Source organism: Pseudochrobactrum asaccharolyticum (assembly GCF_003314995.1).
In the GTDB taxonomy this organism is placed as follows: Bacteria; Pseudomonadota; Alphaproteobacteria; order Rhizobiales; family Rhizobiaceae; genus Pseudochrobactrum; species Pseudochrobactrum asaccharolyticum.
Window position 1 is genome coordinate 549,718 of sequence record NZ_QNRH01000004.1, and the last position, 17,921, is coordinate 567,638.

14 protein-coding genes are annotated in these 17,921 nt (G+C 51.1%); 13 read left to right on the forward strand and 1 reads right to left on the reverse strand.

Annotated features, from left to right (window positions below; all coding sequences use genetic code 11):
* The first annotated feature begins 248 nt into the window (after positions 1 to 248).
* The 12 genes from DFR47_RS13785 (at position 249) to DFR47_RS13840 (ending at position 15,991) form a co-directional block, all read left to right on the forward strand.
* Complete coding sequence (locus DFR47_RS13785) at positions 249 to 1,445, forward strand: deoxyguanosinetriphosphate triphosphohydrolase (RefSeq protein ID WP_113944961.1); 1,197 nt, start codon at positions 249 to 251, stop codon at positions 1,443 to 1,445.
* A gap of 128 nt (positions 1,446 to 1,573) precedes the next feature.
* Positions 1,574 to 3,331, forward strand: coding sequence for an arginine--tRNA ligase (gene argS, locus DFR47_RS13790; protein ID WP_113944962.1), 1,758 nt, complete (start codon positions 1,574 to 1,576; stop codon positions 3,329 to 3,331).
* 188 nt (positions 3,332 to 3,519) lie between these two features.
* Positions 3,520 to 6,855, forward strand: coding sequence for an SPOR domain-containing protein (locus DFR47_RS13795; protein WP_113944963.1), 3,336 nt, complete (start codon positions 3,520 to 3,522; stop codon positions 6,853 to 6,855).
* Positions 6,856 to 7,031: 176 nt separating this feature from the next.
* Positions 7,032 to 8,057 (forward strand): beta-N-acetylhexosaminidase, encoded by a 1,026-nt coding sequence (gene nagZ, locus DFR47_RS13800; RefSeq protein WP_281011642.1) that lies wholly within the window; start codon positions 7,032 to 7,034, stop codon positions 8,055 to 8,057.
* A gap of 33 nt (positions 8,058 to 8,090) precedes the next feature.
* Entirely contained in the window at positions 8,091 to 8,987 is an 897-nt protein-coding gene (locus tag DFR47_RS13805; RefSeq protein ID WP_113944964.1) for a segregation and condensation protein A, read from the forward strand.
* A 50-nt stretch (positions 8,988 to 9,037) separates the two neighbouring features.
* On the forward strand, positions 9,038 to 9,712 hold the full coding sequence (gene scpB, locus DFR47_RS13810; protein ID WP_122005360.1) for an SMC-Scp complex subunit ScpB: 675 nt from the start codon (positions 9,038 to 9,040) through the stop codon (positions 9,710 to 9,712).
* A 381-nt stretch (positions 9,713 to 10,093) separates the two neighbouring features.
* Positions 10,094 to 10,318 (forward strand): twin-arginine translocase TatA/TatE family subunit, encoded by a 225-nt coding sequence (locus DFR47_RS13815; protein ID WP_113944965.1) that lies wholly within the window; start codon positions 10,094 to 10,096, stop codon positions 10,316 to 10,318.
* Positions 10,319 to 10,427: 109 nt separating this feature from the next.
* Positions 10,428 to 11,063: a Sec-independent protein translocase protein TatB gene (tatB, locus tag DFR47_RS13820; RefSeq protein ID WP_113944966.1), complete on the forward strand. Its 636-nt coding sequence runs from the start codon at positions 10,428 to 10,430 to the stop codon at positions 11,061 to 11,063.
* A complete protein-coding gene (gene tatC / locus DFR47_RS13825; RefSeq protein WP_113944967.1) occupies positions 11,060 to 11,896 on the forward strand; it encodes a twin-arginine translocase subunit TatC in 837 nt (278 codons plus the stop codon). The genes tatB and tatC overlap by 4 nt, the downstream gene beginning before the upstream one ends.
* A 158-nt stretch (positions 11,897 to 12,054) precedes the next feature.
* Positions 12,055 to 13,335, forward strand: coding sequence for a serine--tRNA ligase (gene serS / locus DFR47_RS13830; RefSeq protein WP_113944968.1), 1,281 nt, complete (start codon positions 12,055 to 12,057; stop codon positions 13,333 to 13,335).
* A 277-nt stretch (positions 13,336 to 13,612) separates the two neighbouring features.
* The gene (locus tag DFR47_RS13835; RefSeq protein ID WP_245416551.1) at positions 13,613 to 14,251 is read left to right on the forward strand and encodes a protein-L-isoaspartate(D-aspartate) O-methyltransferase; all 639 of its coding nucleotides are present in this window, start codon (positions 13,613 to 13,615) and stop codon (positions 14,249 to 14,251) included.
* A 324-nt stretch (positions 14,252 to 14,575) separates the two neighbouring features.
* The gene (locus DFR47_RS13840; RefSeq protein WP_374788316.1) at positions 14,576 to 15,991 is read left to right on the forward strand and encodes a LysM peptidoglycan-binding domain-containing protein; all 1,416 of its coding nucleotides are present in this window, start codon (positions 14,576 to 14,578) and stop codon (positions 15,989 to 15,991) included.
* A gap of 64 nt (positions 15,992 to 16,055) precedes the next feature.
* Here DFR47_RS13840 and DFR47_RS13845 read toward each other — a convergent pair whose 3' ends face one another.
* Positions 16,056 to 16,922, reverse strand: a complete 867-nt coding sequence (locus tag DFR47_RS13845; protein ID WP_113944971.1) for an ATP-binding protein — start codon at positions 16,920 to 16,922, stop codon at positions 16,056 to 16,058.
* A 419-nt stretch (positions 16,923 to 17,341) separates the two neighbouring features.
* Here DFR47_RS13845 and yajC point away from each other — a divergent pair, with 419 nt between their 5' ends.
* A complete protein-coding gene (gene yajC / locus DFR47_RS13850) occupies positions 17,342 to 17,686 on the forward strand; it encodes a preprotein translocase subunit YajC (protein WP_113944972.1) in 345 nt (114 codons plus the stop codon).
* Positions 17,687 to 17,921: the final 235 nt, after the last annotated feature.

The window sequence follows — 17,921 nt, forward strand, 5'->3', positions numbered from 1 at the left end:
ATCAGACCTGTTATTTAGCGTCGTAATTGTGATAATGAAGTATGGTGTATTGATTGCGGAAGACATGAACTGCCTTTTGCAGGAATACTGATTTTAGAGCATTTTACAGTCAAGTTGGACCAACTTTGACAGTCCGTAATAATGCGACAAACGAAAGAAACCAGAGCGAGCGCCATGATCCGATCTGACGTAAACCGCTCTGGTGATGAAGCATCAGTTGATAATACTCAGGAATAACAGGAAAAATAATGGACACTATCGGTTTCGGCTATCGTGAACGCGCTCCTTATGCATGCGATCCGGCGCAAACGCGCGGACGCCTCGTGCATGAGACCGAGAGCCGAACACGCACGCCTTATCAGCGTGACCGCGACCGTATTATCCATTCGACTGCTTTCCGACGATTAAAGCACAAGACGCAGGTGTTTATCGCCCATGAAGGCGACCATTACCGTACAAGGCTGACCCACACGATTGAAGTGGCGCAGATCGCCCGTGCTTTGGCGCGTGCATTGCGGCTGGATGAAGATCTGGCAGAAGCCGTGGCACTGGTGCATGATTTCGGCCATACGCCGTTTGGTCATACGGGCGAAGATGCTCTGAATGAGAAAATGGCAGACTATGGCGGCTTTGATCATAATGCGCAGTCGCTGCGTATCGTGACCTTGCTGGAAAAGCGCTATGCGGAATTTGACGGACTCAACCTGTCATGGGAAACGCTGGAAGGGCTGGTTAAGCATAACGGCCCGCTGACCGGCCCGTATTCGGATGGTGAGCCGGTTCCGGGATCGATCCTCAAATATAATGAGCGTTTTGATCTGGAGCTTTCAGGTTTTGCCAGTCTTGAAGCGCAATGTGCGGCCATTGCCGATGATATTGCCTATAATGCGCATGACATTGATGACGGCTTGCGTTCCGGTCTGCTCACACTGGAGCAATTGGAGGAAGTGCCACTGACACGTGACATCCTGCAGGAAGTGCAGCGCCTTTATCCGAAGCTCGATCCGGTACGTCGTGGCCATGAGCTGATGCGCCGGCAGATCACACGCATGGTTGAGGATGTGATTTCTCATGCACAAGAGCAGATCAAGAAATTCAATCCGCAGAGTGTGGCTGATGTGCGCTCGGCCAGTGAGATGATGGTCGGCTTTTCTCCGGATATGGCGCTTGCCGAGAAAACTCTGAAGAAGTTTCTTTACCAAAATCTCTATTTCAACGCGCAGGTCGTGCCGATCCGCAAAAATGCAGATCAGGTCGTGAAAGACCTGTTTGACCGCTATATGGCTGATCCCGATGCGATGCCTGCGGATTGGCGGGCAGGGATCGCCGGTAACGAAACATCGGCCTTTGCGCGCCAGATTGCGGATTTCCTCGCAGGCATGACTGATAATTATGCCGTGCGTGAACACCGACGATTGTTTGACCATACGCCCGACTTGGCTTAAACGGGCTGCAAAATTGCCATTTCTGACTGTGTGATTTGCTAAGTACTATGCTTTTCAAACGCATGACGTTCAATTGATTGAATGTGAATTGCGGCTAGCTCCGCATTTATGTTCCGACAGGACAGATTATGAATATCTTTGCTGATTTCGACGTTAAAATTAAAAAGACACTGCAAGATCTTGGATTGAAAGATAAAGACGGCGGTGAACTGGATGTTTCCCGTGTTGGTGTTGAACCGCCGCGTGATGCCACACATGGTGATATTTCCACCAATGCGGCCATGGTGCTTTCCAAGGCTGTCGGTGCCAACCCGCGCGAGCTGGCTGCTAAAATTGCTGAAGCGCTGAAAGGTGATGCGGATGTTGCATCTGTTGATGTGGCAGGTCCGGGCTTTATCAATCTGCGTCTGAATGATGATTACTGGCAGCGTCAGCTTGGCGTTATGCTGGCAGAAGGCACCGATTACGGCCGTTCAAAAATGGGCGGTATGCGCAAGGTCAATGTGGAATATGTTTCCGCTAACCCGACCGGTCCTATGCATGTCGGTCATTGCCGTGGCGCGGTTGTCGGCGATGTGCTGGCCAACCTGCTGAAATTTGCCGGTTATGACGTAACCAAAGAATATTATATCAATGATGCCGGTGCGCAGATTGATGTTGTCGCTAAATCCGTGATGCTGCGTTACCGCGAAGCGCTGGGCGAAGATATTGGTGAAATTCCTGCCGGTCTCTATCCGGGCGATTATCTGGTGCCACTTGGTCAGGCATTGGCCAAGGAGTTTGGCTCATCGCTGCTGGAAAAGCCGGAAGAAGAAGTTCTGCCGCTGATTAAAGACCGTTCGATTGATGCCATGATGGCGCTGATCCGTGATGATCTGGCCTCCCTCAATGTGCATCATGACCTGTTCTTCTCCGAGCGCAGCCTGCATGCTGACCATGCCAAGCTGATCCGCACCGCGATCAACGATTTGACGCTCAAAGGCCACGTCTATAAAGGCAAGCTGCCGCCGCCAAAAGGCCAGCTGCCGGATGATTGGGAAGATCGTGAGCAGACATTGCTGCGCTCGACCGAAGTCGGCGATGATATGGATCGTGCGCTGGTTAAGTCTGACGGCAGCTTCACTTATTTTGCTGCGGACGTTGCATATTTCAAAAACAAGTTTGATCGCGGCTTTGAGGAAATGATCTATGTCCTCGGTGCGGATCACGGCGGCTATATTAAGCGTCTTGAAGCGGTGGCCAAGGCTGTTGCCGAAGGTAAGGCTGAGCTGACGGTGCTGATCTGCCAGATGGTCAAGCTGTTCCGCGATGGCGAGCCGGTGCGTATGTCCAAGCGTTCAGGCCAGTTCATCACACTGCGCGATGTGGTGGATGAAGTTGGTTCCGATGCTGTGCGTTTCATGATGCTTTACCGCAAAAATGATGCGTCGCTGGATTTCGATTTTGCCAAGGTGACCGAACAGTCCAAAGACAATCCGGTATTCTACGTGCAATATGCATCTGCGCGTGCAAACTCGGTTTTCCGTCAGGCGAAAGAGCAGCTTGGTCTGGAAAAAATCGAGCGTGAAGAGGCTGCCAAACACCTGTCTCTGCTCACTGATGAGAGCGAAGTGGCGCTGGTGCGTAAGCTCGCGGAATATCCGCGTCTGATCGAAACAGCGGCTATCCATCAGGAGCCGCACAGGCTCGCATTTTACCTCTATGACCTCGCCAGCGCGTTCCATTCTCAGTGGAATCGTGGCTCGGACAACGCGGACTTACGTTTTATTAAGGTTAACGATACAAACTTGTCACTTGCCAGGTTAGGGCTTGTGCAGGTTGTTTCTGATGTCTTGGTATCCGGATTGTCGATTATCGGCGCGGACGCTCCGACAGAAATGCGCTGAACAGGGTGAGGGCGGTTTAAAGATCGCCCCCGAATATTCAGAGAAAGACCGGCACGAATGGCGCATTTGCTGCGTTTTCGTGCCGTTTTTGCAGGAAACTACTGTCAATTTTTGCCCACATTGCCTTGCTATATTGCAATGATAAGGGAGACGTCGGCGGGCGCTCCAGTTGAAATTAGGAAAACGCCATGACTGACAGTAGCGTGACGGGCCGCAATCAGAATCACAGTGATGTTCGCGACGAATCGGCGCGGGATAATGATCCGCTGTTTGAATTGTCGCGCATTTTTGGCTTTGATGAACCGGCAGAACAAAAAAATATTTATACACCGCAGCCCGAACCGGAATTATCTGCCGAGATGAGCCTTGAGCGGGAATTGATGGCAGATTTTGATGCCGACTTTGCAGCGGACTTCGCCGCAGAGCCTGAGCAGGCAACGGGCAATTATCGTCCTGAGCCAGCGGCGAATAATTATCAAACTGAGCCAACGGCAAATAATTATCAATCTGAGCCGGTGGTGAGCAACTACCAGCCTGCGCAGCCGGATTATCGGCCAGCAGCGCCAGCTGTGGCTGAGAGCCGTCCTTATCAGCATAATGTTGAGCCGCATTTTAGCGGCTATGCACCTTTGCAGCGTGCCTATGCTCCGCAGACACCCGTTGCAGATGATTATGCTGTGCAGCAACCGGCAGTCGAGCCGGAAGCAACCCAATATTATGCAGAAACGGATTATGCACCGGCAGCACCTAAGGCTGCGCAGGATTCCTATTACGCGGCTTATTCCGACCTGCCACAGGCACCGGCATTCTCTGAGCCGGCTCAGGAAGATTATTTTTCCTCTTTCGAGGATGAACTGAGCCAGACTTTAGCGCCGGAGCCTGCGCCGCAGCCGGTCGCGGATACATCCGCTTTTGATTTCTCCGATATTGGCCGCGAGCCGCAGCAGGAATTTGTTGTGCCGTCCTACAGCGATGCTTTTGCACAAAGCAAAGCCTTTAGTGAGGCTGCTCAGCAAGCACCTGCCAGCTTCGAGGATGAGCTATCGTTCCTGTTGCAGGATCCTGCACCTGTCGCAGCACCGCTACAGCCAGCAGCACCTCGTTATGAAGAGCCTGCATACGCTCCGGCACCAACGGCCTATCAACCGGCCGCTTACAATGAGCCGGTTGCGCCAGAGACTGATTTTGCGCCGCTCTTCGATGCACCCGCGCCGGAAGTTGCACCTGTCACTACGGATTATGATCCTTATAAATCAGCCGCGCAGGAAAGCTATGCGAATGAACGTCCGGCTGCTTTGGAGCAGATTGATGATGAGTTTTTCGATGCACCTGATCTGAATAGCTTGCGAAACCGAGCTGCTGCACCACAGACCAACTGGGAGGCGGAGCAGGCGGAAGATACTGCTGTTAAATCCTTTGCTGATTTGTTTGGTGCCGGTTCTCAGAGTTCAGACTTTGCAGAGCCTGAAGCTGAAGCCAACTACCAGCCGGAACAGGTTGCTGCTTATGAAGAACCGCAGGGAGAAAGCTTTGACTTCGCCGACGATTTCTTCAATGCAGAACTAACCAATACTGTAGCAGAAGAACCGACTTATGAACCGGAACCGGTTGCGCCGCTGGCTCATAATGCTGTTCGCGGTTACTCATCATATACCTTCGGTGCAGCTACTCCGGCTGCAGCAGGTGCAGAAACCTTTGTAAATCCGTCTGTGGAACGCGCAGCGCCTGCGCCTTATGCTGCTCCGGCTCCGGTAGCTGCTACTCAGTCTTACGAGCAGCCTGCTGCAACAGATGACTTCTTTAGCAATGATGATTTTGACTTCTCTTTCGATGAAGAAATTCAACCGGAAAATGATTTTTCGATTTCGGATGAAGATGATCTGAAATTTGACTTGCCGGAAGAACCGGAGATTCCTGCTTATGAGCCGGTTCAGAGTTCTGTGCGTAAGGCCTTTACGCCTGCTCCGGAAATTGAAACGGTTGTGGTTTCTGAAAATAAAGTTGAGCAGACACAGGCATTGGATCTGCCGGATGTCAGCTATGGCGATGAAGCAAAAGTAACCGGTCTGAACAGTCTTGAATCTGAGTTTGCAGAAATCTTCAGCACAATCAGTGTGAATGAGGCTGCCGCACCGGACACAACCAGTGAAGCTGACAAGGCGTTTGAGAATATTCTGCAGGATAATTTCGCAGAATTCCATGCCGCCAAAAAAGCCGAACCGCAGGAAGCCGATCTTGGTTATGGCGCCTTGGCCGGTGCCGCAGCCGGTCTTGCCGGTGCCGCAGCTGCCGGTGCTGCCATGCGCGGTTCCGCACCTCAGGCTCGTGCTGATGCTGCGGGCAATGCCACACAGGATGATTATTATAATCACTGGGCGGCACAAGGTACGCAATCCGGAGCACTGGCCGGTTCGCAGCCTAATGATTTCGATACCTATAATCTGGGCGAAAACTTTGCCCGTGATGAAGACGAATATACTGAAGTACGACCACATGAAAAAACACAACAGCGTAAGCCGTTGTTCTGGGCGGGTGTTGCAGCAGCCGCATTGATCGTTGTGGGTGGCGGTTATTTCATGCTCAAATCCGGCGGTGTTGTCGGCGGTGAGCCGGAAGTACTGCGTGCTGACACTCAGCCTGTAAAAGTGCAGCCGGAAAACCCAGGCGGTGCTGTTGTTCCAAATCAGGATAAGGCGGTTTATGATCAGGTGTCCGGCACCAAGCCAGCGGCTCCTGAGCAGAAAACCCTCATTAATACCGAGGAAGAGCCGGTTGATGTTGGCTTGCTGGCAGGACAGGACGTAGAAGAAGATCGTCTGATGAATGAAGATGCAGGTAATAGCGGTAATGCTTTGCCGGCAGCGAATAATACTCAGCCGGCCGAGCGTGAACTCATTACGCCACGTACTGTGAAAACGATGGTTGTTCGTGCTGATGGTACGCTCGTACCGGGTGAAGCACCGGCTGCGCCAAGTGAACCTGCTGCGACTGATAATGGTCTTGATGAAGCTTCCCGTCTGATCAGCCAGAGCGCAGTACCTGAGCGTCTTGGTAGTGATAAGCCGGCAACTTCGGCACAGAGTGCTGCTGCGCCACGAGTTGTACAGACACAGACTTTCACAGCATCCGGTGAGCAGGCTAAACCAACTGCGGCTCCGGTTGTACCATCCCGCCCGGCTGAACAACCGGTCAATGTTGTTGGCAATGTCGAGCGTCCTGCACAAAATCAGACACTTCAGCAGGTTGCCAATGCCAATGTAACGACCTCTAATGCACCGGCAGGCACGTGGTTCATTCAGGTGGCCTCGCAGCCAAGTGCAGAACTGGCACAGAAAAACTATGCCAATCTGACATCGCGCTACGGCAATATTATCGGTGGCAAGGGTGTGGATATCAAAAAAGCGGATATTCCGGGCAAAGGTACTTATTACCGTGTTCGTATTCCGGGTGGTTCAAAAGCTGAAGCTGCAGCACTTTGCGATCGTCTGAAATCCGCCGGTGGCAGCTGCTTCCCGACGCTCTAATTTGATAAAAATGTAAAACGCTTTTGAAATGCGCTGTGTATGGTCAAAATACGCAGCGCATTTTCTCTTTATGGGGTATGCAGAGAGTATTATCTGATTTGACGCATTATCGCGGGCGTTAAATGAGCGCATTTAACTGCGAAATGGTTATACAAAAGGCGAGGAGCATTGCCGCAATGACATTTAAAGCCATGATTACCGGTTTCGAAGGCACAATGCTGACCGAAGCCGAACAGGAATTATTCCGCCGTATTCGTCCATGGGGCTTTATTCTGTTTGCCCGCAATGTGGAAAGTTTGGAGCAGTTGCGTGCACTGACCACGCAAATCCGCGAAGTCACCGGTCGTGAAGAGACCCTGATTTTTATCGATCAGGAAGGTGGTCGCGTGCAGCGTCTTCGTCCGCCGCTGGTGCCGAATTATCCGTCGGCTTCGCAGATTGGTACGCTTTATGAACAGGATGAAGAAAAGGGCATGCGCGCAGCATGGCTGCTTGGACGCCTGCATGCTTTTGATCTGATGAGCGTTGGCATTAATGCCAATTGTTTGCCGGTTCTGGATGTTCCGGTTGAAGGTTCTCACGAAGTGATTGGCTCACGCGCTTATTCACATGATCCGGAAACGGTTGCAGTGCTGGGTAATGCCGTAGCTGAAGGCCTGATGGCTGGTGGTGTCTTGCCGGTTATGAAACACATGCCGGGTCATGGCCGTGCTTTTGCTGATAGCCATAAAGAGCTGCCGAGCGTAGATGCGCCTTTGAGTGAACTCTGCGCCCGCGATTTTGTGCCGTTCTGCCAGCTGGACGATCTGCCAGCAGCGATGACTGCACATATTGTTTATAAAGCGCTTGATCCGGAACGTCCTGCAACGCTGTCACCGGTTGTGATCAATTGCGTTATCCGCGATATGCTGGATTATGATGGCTTGCTGATGAGCGATGATATTTCCATGAAAGCCCTGTCCGGCAATCTGGATGATATTGCCCGCGATATTATTGCAGCCGGTTGTGATGTGGTTTTACATTGCAGTGGTGTGCTGGAAGAAACTGTTGCGGTTGCTGCAGCGATCCCTGAATTGAAAGACGAAAGCTTGCGCCGTGCGGAACTGGCAGAAGTCTTTGCAGGAGAGGCCGACCTTAGCAATGAAGCGGCAATTCGTGCCGAGTTCGACGCGTTCTTTCCTGTAGAAGTTGCAACTGCTTAAGTCATAGGCAGACACTAAAATATTGGTTGGGCGATGAGTAGTGATACTGCAAAAAATACCGGCTCACAGGCACCAAAGGCAGATGTGCCTATGGATGATCTGTGGCAGGCAGAAGCAGCACTGATCATCCCGCCTGACAGTGCGGAAGATCTGACCCTGCATGTGGATGTGCAGGGTTTTGAAGGCCCGATGGATTTGCTGCTTCATCTGGCACGCAACCAGAAGGTTGATCTGACGCAGATTTCCGTGCTGGCTTTGGCCGAGCAATATCTGAAATTTATTGAGCTGGCGCGGGATCGTAAGTTGGAACTGGCAGCCGATTATCTGGTGATGGCGGCATGGCTGGCTTATCTCAAATCGCGCTTGCTTATCCCGAAGGTGAAAGACGAGGACGGCGAGACCGGTGAGCAACTGGCTTCTGTTTTGCAGTTCCGTCTGAAACGGCTTGAAGCCATGCGTGATGCAGCGGGCAAACTGGTCAATCGTGACCGGCTGGGACGCGATATTTTTGCCCGTGGTATGCCGGAAACGGTGCTGGTTGAAAAGACCAGCCTTTACAGCGGATCACTTTATGATTTGCTGACAGCCTATGCTTCGCAGCGTCAGAGGCAGGCGGTCTCCCATGTGCAGATTGCCAAACGGACTGTCTGGTCACTGAAAGAAGCGCGTGTATTGCTGGTGCGCATGGTCGGTGATTTGCAGGATTGGGTGGCATTGGATGCCTTTTTGCTGGATTATATTGCACGGCCTGAAGATCGGGCGAGCGCAATAGCCAGTTCCTTCGCCGCCAGTCTGGAACTGGTGCGGGAAGGGAAGATGCAATTACGCCAGAATGCAGCTTTTGAGCCGATTTTCGTGCGCGCCGCTGATCGCAAGGCAAATGATACGGCATCAGATGATTCAGGCAGTGAAACCAAGGATGAAGCGTGACTGAGAGTTTTACAGATTTCGCAACGGATGAAGATGGTGACGTTGCTGTTATACCTGCGCGTGAAGCCTTGGGCGATGTCGTGCGCATGGTGGAAGCAATTATATTTGCATCCTCCGAGCCGGTATCTGAGAAAATGCTGCTTGAGCGGCTGCCGGTTGAGGTCGATCTGCTGCCGGTGCTGAAACTGTTGCAGGGAGAATATCGTCTGCGCGGCGTTAATCTGGTGAAATCCGGTGATGGCTGGGCCTTTCGTACTGCTTCTGATCTGAGCTTTCTGATGAGCCGCGATCAGGTGAAGCAGAAGAAGCTATCGCGCGCGGCTCTCGAAGTGCTGGCAATCATCGCCTATCACCAGCCGGTAACGCGAGCCGAAATGGAAGATATCCGCGGCGTGGAAACATCGAAAGGCACATTGGATGTGCTGATGGAAACCGGCTGGGTAAAGTTGCGTGGCCGCAGACGTACACCGGGGCGTCCGGTGACCTATGGGACGACAGATAGTTTCCTCGATCATTTTGGTCTGGCAGAGATTCGCGATTTGCCGGGTATGGATGAATTGCGCGGGGCAGGGCTGCTATCCGCCCGTCTGCCGTCAAATTTCTCGGTGCCGATGCCGACTGTGCGTCCGGATGAGTTGCTGGCGGATGAAGACCCGCTAACCGCCGGTGATATTGAGGAGCTGGGGCTGTTTATGCCCAAAGTGGAAGATGACGATAGCAATTAAGGTTTTATAGCATTTGCGAGCCAAAAGTGAGAACCGGTTTTGCGTCGGATAATGCGTAAAAACAAATAGTTACAGCGGTTCCAACGATTCAGTCTTAACTGGAACCGCTGTAAACGCGTAAAATCCGTTAAAATCGTCATAATTCTGTGCTTCAAAACTTTTATGCAGCGGCGGCATTTATGGTGCGGACAGGCCGGAATAAGGCATCTGCTGGTTGTTTCTGTGCATGTCGGGTACTTATTTTTGTAACTATGCTGTAGAACAAAGAGAAATTTTGCCGGTTCTGTTTGAACAATGCTGTATTTGCGCTTAAATAGAGACTGAATTTGGATAATCCTGCTCCGGTATTAATGATCCGAGAGAGCATTTAGGGGATATGAGATGGGTAGTTTTTCGATCTGGCACTGGCTTATTGTTCTGGCGGTTGTGCTGCTGCTGTTTGGCCGTGGTAAAATCCCTGAACTGATGGGCGATGTGGCCAAGGGCATCAAAAACTTCAAACAGGGCATGAATGAGCCTGAAGAAACCGATGTTGCTTCTTCCAAGACCATCGACAATGAGACCGGTGAACAGGTCAAGCCGACTAAAAAAACGACTAAATCGTAATTACGGATCATTCTGCCGGATTGCGCCGCAAAGCGGTGCAATTGATTTTTAGCCAAAGTTCAGAGCTGAGCTTTGGCTAAAGGCGGACAGGTGATGAAATGGAACGCCGATGTTAGATATAGGCTGGTCGGAGCTTCTGGTAATTGCGGTTGTGATGATCGTTGTTGTCGGCCCAAAAGATCTTCCGAAAATGTTGCGTGCCTTTGGCAAGGCCACAGCGAAATTGCGCGCTACGGCAAGCGAATTTCGTACGCATTTCGATGAAGCCATGCGTGAAGCAGAGCTGGATGAGGTCAAGAAGACCATTGATGGCGTCAAGCAATATGATCCGCGCAAAACGGTAACGGATATTTTTGAGCCGGTACGTACTGCCGGTGATGATCTGCGCAACAGCCTGAATAATGCATCACCGAAGCCGGATGAAACGCCTGCGGTTCCCATGGACAGCCCGCTCGATCTTTCAGAAATGAAAGAAGAAGAGGTCAAAGCTGCGCCTGTGGCGCAACCGGCAACTACAAAAGCTGCTGCTGCACCCGTGGCAGCAGAGCCGGTGAAAAAAGCAACCAAGCCGAGAGTGGAAAAGGCAATAAGTGAGCCGGCAGAAAAACCTGCGGTGAAACCTGCGCCTAAGAAAACTGCTGCGGCAAAGCCTGCAGAACCTAAAAAAGCAGCGTCTAAACAAGCTGCAACGCCGCGTGCCAAGCCCGCTGCGAAAACGACAAAAAAGACAGGAACTGAACAGTGAGCAGTGATCAGGATGAAATAGACCAGAGCTCTGCGCCATTGCTTGAGCATCTGATTGAGCTACGCCGTCGCCTGATCTGGTCGATTGTAGCGTTTTTTCTGGCTTTTATATTGTGTTTTGCTTTTGCTAAACATCTCTTCAATATGTTGGTTCTGCCTTATCAGTGGGCGCTGGACTGGGCAGGGATGGATCGCAGCAAAGCCGCATTGATTTATACCGCACCGCAGGAGTTCTTTTTCACGCAGGTGAAAGTGGCGATGTTCGGCGGTCTGGTTTTGGCTTTCCCGATGATCGCCTCACAGATTTACAAGTTTGTGGCGCCCGGTCTTTATAAGCATGAGCGTATGGCGTTTCTGCCATTCCTGATCGCTTCCCCGCTGCTGTTTTTGCTTGGCGGTGCATTGGTTTATTTCTTCTTCACGCCGATGGTGATGTGGTTTTTCCTTGCCATGCAGCAAACCGGTGTGGATGGTGAAGTACAGATTTCGCTGTTGCCGAAGGTTTCGGAATATCTCAGCCTGATTATGACGCTGATTTTCGCTTTCGGTCTGGTGTTCCAGTTGCCGGTCATCACCTCGCTGATGGCAAAGGTCGGGCTGGTAACAGCGCAGGGACTGCGGGATAAACGCAAATATGCGATTGTGATTGCCTTTGTCGTGGCAGCCGTACTGACGCCGCCGGATCCGGCGAGCCAGATCGGTCTTGCTATACCGGCGATCCTGCTCTACGAAATTTCGATCTGGCTGGCACAGATGATTGAGAAAAAACGCACACAGACGGAAATTCGCAATAGTCTGACGCCCGAAGATGATAGTGAGCAGAAATCCTCCTGATTTTCTGATCTAATAATTAAAGATAAAAGGCAGCATAAGTGCTGCCTTTTCACGCATCACGCTGCGCGTAAATTTTACTGTGGCTGTGATATAAGATGGTGCCGTAATCGCGCATTGTGATTGCGGTGAATTGAAACCTAAAAATAACGGTACTTCCAATGCTGGACATTAAATGGATACGCGAAAACCCTGAAGCTCTTGATGCTGCCCTTAACAAGCGCGGAGCCTCTGCTGTGTCCTCCGATGTGTTGGCGCTGGACGAAGCCCGCCGTCAGCATATTGCCAAGGTGCAGGAAGCGCAGGAGCGCCGCAACGCCGCATCGAAAGAGATCGGCAAGGCAATGGGCGAAAAAGATATGGCCACGGCTGATCGTCTTAAGGCGGAAGTTGCCGAGCTGAAAACCTTCCTCACGGAAGCAGAAGAAGAAGAACGTCGTCTCGAAAAAGCGCTGAATGATGTTCTCTCGGGGCTGCCGAATGTGCCTTATGACAGTGTTCCTGTAGGCAAGGATGAGAATGATAATGTCGAGACACGCCGTGTCGGCAATATCCGCAATTATGGCTTTGAGCCAAAAGAACATTTTGAACTGGGCGAAGCGCTTGGTCTGATGGATTTTGAACGGGCAACACGCATGTCCGGTTCGCGCTTCACCGTGCTGAAAGGTGCGCTGGCGCGTTTGGAACGCGCTCTTGGTCAGTTCATGCTGGATCTGCATACCACGGAACATGGTTATTCTGAAACCATGGTGCCGCTGATGGTGCGTGATGATGCGGTTTATGGCACTGGTCAGTTGCCGAAGTTCTCGGAAGACCTGTTCCGCACAACCGATGGCCGCTGGCTGATCCCGACTGCAGAAGTACCGCTCACCAACCTCGTGAATGGTGAGATCGTGGATGCGGCTGAACTGCCGATGCGTGTGACTGCGCTGACACCTTGCTTCCGCTCTGAAGCCGGTTCTGCCGGTCGTGATACACGCGGTATGCTGCGTCAGCACCAGTTCTGGAAAGTGGAAATGGTATCGATTACCGATGCTGAAACCTCGGAAGCCGAGCTGGAACGTATGACCGGTTGCGCTGAAGAAGTTCTGAAGCGTCTTGGTCTGCCATTCCGCACCGTTACACTTTGCACCGGTGATATGGGCTTCGGCGCACAGAAAACCTACGATATTGAAGTATGGTTGCCGGGTCAGAATACATTCCGTGAAATTTCCAGCTGCTCGGTTTGCGGTGATTTTCAGGGACGCCGCATGAATACGCGCTACCGCGCTGCCGGTGAAAAATCGACCCGCTTTGTGCATACGCTCAACGGTTCCGGTGTTGCTGTCGGCCGTGCGCTGATTGCAGTGATGGAAAACTATCAGGAAGAAGATGGCAGCATCACCATTCCTGAGGTTCTGGTGCCTTATATGGGCGGCATGATCCGTATTGAAAAAGCCTGATATTCAGGTCTGAAATAAGAAAATGCCGGAGGTTCAAATCTCCGGCATTTTTTATTGCTGCAAATTATCTCTGAATTTACAATTTTGAACGATGATGCCGCTTAGAGCATAATTTCTTAAACTTGAATCAGTTTAAGGTGAAATTATGCTCTAATTTTAAAGTGTTAGAGCGACCTTTGTGTGCCAAGTCTGGCACACGGCGCTCTAATGATGGAAATTGCGGGTCAGAGCTAGAGGCATGAATATTCATATGCAGGCAAATACGGGACAATATCGCATGAGCAGCAAAGAGGGCTTTGCTTCTTTTGTGCTGCGTATGCGCAGCCGTGGTCTGCATGATCAGCGTCTGTTTGCTGCGATTGAGGCCACGCCCCGCCAGCATTTTCTCAATTCAGCCTATCAGGATTTTGCCTATAGCAACCGCGTTCTGCCTTTGCCTTGCGGCGAATCAATTGAAGGGCTTGATGATCAGGCGAGATTTTTATCTGCCTTAGCTATTGAGCCGGGGCATCGGGTGCTGGAAATCGGCACCGGTTCCGGTTTTACCGCAGCAGTGATGGCGCGGCTTGCCGCCCGTGTGACAACGATTGAGCGTTATAAGACATTGGCTGAGGCGGCGCGTAATCAATTTCAGGCGCATCAGATTGAAAATGTCGTTTGTAAACATGCAGATGGCCGCAATGCTACAGCTGGCGGCCCCTATGACCGCATTATCGTCTGGCTGTCCTCAGAGGCGATGCCACGGCAATATCTTGACCTTTTAGCAACGCATGGCGTGCTCATTACACCGGTCGGGCAGGGCGACGGCCAGCAGGTGATGTGCCGTATGGCCAAAGTTGGCAGCCGTTTTGAGCGGGAAGATCTGATGACAGTGCGTTATCAGCCTTTTATCGAAGGCCCAGCTGCTTTTCTCTGAAATCATTCAGTTACAGCGGTTCCAGTTAAGACTGAATCGTTGGAACCACTGTAACTATTTGTTTTTATGCATTATCCGACGCAAAACCGCTTCGCACTTTTGGCTCGCAAATGCTCTTTCATATCAGTAAACATTGTAACGCCATATTTTCAGGGCGGAATGACGTCATTATTGCGTGACGTTATCCATGAAATATGCCTGATTTAGTGGATATGGTATCTGTTTGATGAATCTTTTAATTTTTTTACAGCAATCTTAACCAGCGAGTAACATTAACGCGCTTTAATAAGTCTACTTAGAGTTTCGGGTATGGACGGGTTGAATATGCGTAAAACTGTTTTGCATCATACGTCCGAGCGTCTTCTGCGTCATAGCGCGGTCATCCTGCTTGCGGGATTGGTTGCTGGTTGTAGCGGAGATATGACACGCTTTACGGATGGCCTTACGACTGGATCGACGAATAATCAGCGTGCGGTTATGCAGTCACAGAATCAGTCTTATCAGCAGAATAACAATGCGGGTAATTATCCGGTTGCGCCTGCCACGCAGCGTATTGCCTCGGGCAATGTGCAGCGTAATGATTTGCCACCGGTAGGGGCCGCGGCACCAATGGCTGCTGCACAAAATAATGTGCAGAACACGGTTCAGTCCGTGCGTGATCAGGCTTCTCAGCAGGTTGCTATGGCAGGCAGCAATATGACCAATGCGGTCGCTGTTTCTGCAAATAGCGCGATGGTGCAGCCGGGTGAAACACTCTACGGCGTAGCACGTCGTCTGAATGTATCGCCGAATGATCTGATGGCTGCCAATAATATTACTGATCCGAATATGCTTCGGGCAGGTCAGTCTCTGACAGTTCCGGGTGTTAAAGCTGCCGGTGGTGCTATGGTTGCAGCTGCAACCAATAGCGGCGCCCAGACCCTTGGTCAGCTGAAATCAAACGGTACACAGGCTGTGGCTGATGCCAAACAAGCTGCGACCAATAAAGTGAATAATGCTGTTGCTTCTGCGACCGGTGGTTACACAGTACAGAGCGGTGATACGCTCCATGCGATTGCTCAGCGCAATGGTGTGACAGCTGCGGCTCTCAAGCAGGCCAATGGTATGTCTGACGGCACGATTCGCGTCGGCCAGTCACTGGTTATTCCTGCTTCTGCTGCGGCTGCGGCAACACAGGTTGCTGCTGTGGCGAAACCGGTACAGGCTGCCGTGGACACCACTGTTAAAACCGCATCGACACCTCCGGCTGCTGCCAAACAGGTGCCGGATGGCAGCGTGAAGCCTTATACACCGCCGCAGGCGAGCAATAAGGTGATCGAAGAAGCCGAGCAGGATGTGGCTATGGCACCATCCGCAACCGGTATTTCGCAGATGCGCTGGCCGGTACGCGGTAAGGTTCTGACCAGCTTTGGTCAGCGTGACGGCGGTGTTGTAAATGATGGTATCGACATTATGGTACCGGAAGGCACCGCGGTTAAAGCAGCTGAAAACGGCGTGGTTATCTATGCCGGTGATGGCCTGAAAGAATTCGGTCAGACAGTTCTGGTGCGTCATGAAAACGGTCTGGTTACGGTCTATGGCCATAACAGCAAGATCAATGTTGCACGCGGACAGAAGGTTCGTCGCGGCGAAGAGATTGCCCGCTCGGGTATGAGTGGCAACGCCAAATCACCGAAGCTGCATTTCGAAGTGCGCAAAAATTCAACGCCGGTTAATCCGTCGAAATATCTGGAAACCTGATTTTCAAAGCATGTTACAAGTTAATAAAAAAAGCCCGCTGTATGATGCAGCGGGCTTTTTTTGATTATGCTTTGAGAGAAATGCCGAGCCTGCCTGCCAGATCCTGCACATATTGCCAGGCAACACGGCCTGAACGGTTGCCGCGTGTGGTTGACCATTCCAGTGCTTCTGCATGAAGCTTTTCAACGGGATAGTTGAAGTTGTAATGCGCTGCATAGCCGTCGACCATGGCCAGATAATCATCCTGATTACATTTATGGAAGCCGAGCCACAGGCCGAAACGATCGGAGAGGGAGACTTTTTCTTCCGTCGCTTCAGAAGGATTGATCGCGCTGGAGCGCTCATTATCAATCATGTCGCGTGGCATCAGATGGCGGCGGTTGGATGTCGCATAAAAGATCACATTTTCCGGACGGCCTTCAACACCGCCTTCAAGTGCTGCTTTGAGCGACTTGTAGGATGTGTCGTCATGGTCGAAGGACAGATCATCGCAGAACAGAATGAAGCGATATTCGCTATCTTTGATGAGGTTCATCAATGCGGGCAGGCTGTCGATATCCTCACGATGAATTTCAATGAGTTTCAGTGGCTTGGATGCGGTTTTGTTGACAGATGCCTGTGCGGCCTTCACCAGCGAGGATTTGCCCATGCCGCGTGCGCCCCAGAGCAGCACATTATTGGCAGGCAGGCCCCGGGCAAAGCGCTCAGTATTTTCAACCAGCTGATCGCGGACATGGTCAACACCATGAATAAGCCCCAGATCAACGCGGTTGACCTTATGCACCGGTGACAGTTCCAAACGGGATGGCTCCCAGACAAAAGTATCAGCTTGGTCAGCCTGCAACGGCTTTGGTGACGGCGGTGCCATACGCTCCAAGACAGCCAGCAGCTGATCCAGTTTTGCGCTCAGTATTTGCTCGGTCGTGTTCATTCTTATGCCTGTATTTTCTATCCGGAGCATTCTTGTATTCTGTCGGGTGAGGGCGGCAGGATGCAAGAATACTCGGATATGTTCCCAAAAAGAGTTGTCCGTTACGGACGATGCAACTGTAGCAAGATTATTTTCTTTGAATAGTACCCACGGGTACGGTTGTGTAAAAATAATATAATTTCTGTCTGAACGGTGGCCGTGATGAAAAAAATGCTGGCCGGACTGGTAAAGTGGTTCAGGAATTTGCATCTATGGTTGCATAACGGCGTATAACCGTTGTAATGCGCAGTGAATAAATTTGATGTCAGCCGCGAAAATACGGGGCTTTGACTACATAATTCCCTAACCCGACACCGGTTTAAGGAATTCTGCAGTCGAGAAACATCAGACAGTTTTCAGTTTGACGAGGAGTCACTTTCATGTTTGTTACCCCTGCTTATGCTCAGGCCGCCGGTGGCGGTGCTTTCGGCCCTGATATGCTGATGAGCATTCTGCCTTTCATTCTTATTTTTGTGGTTATGTATTTCCTGATTATCCGCCCTCAGCGTACTCAGATGAAAAAGCGCGCAGAAATGCTCACTAATATCCGCCGCAACGATACAATCGTTACCGGTGGCGGCATTCTCGCTAAAGTAACCAAAGTGATTGATGATAACGAACTGGAAGCAGAAATTGCTGACGGCGTTAAAATCCGCGTTCTGCGTTCGACAATTGGTGATGTTCGCACCCGTGGCGAACCGGTTGCTGACAACAAAAACAAGTAAGCATTTTTGCTGATTGGTTTGAAAAGCGCGGTTTATCCGCGCTTTTTTCATTTTTATAATCCTGTTTTGTGCTGCAAAGCGGCATCATATTTTTTAAAATTATCTGCTTAAGCCCGCGTACCTGCTGAGATTCTTACGAATCACGTATAAGGTTAACCAAAGAGGTGGTGTGGGCAGGATTTTCCGTATTTTATTCAACGGTTGTTCTCATAACATTGCTGTAATTTCTGATCCC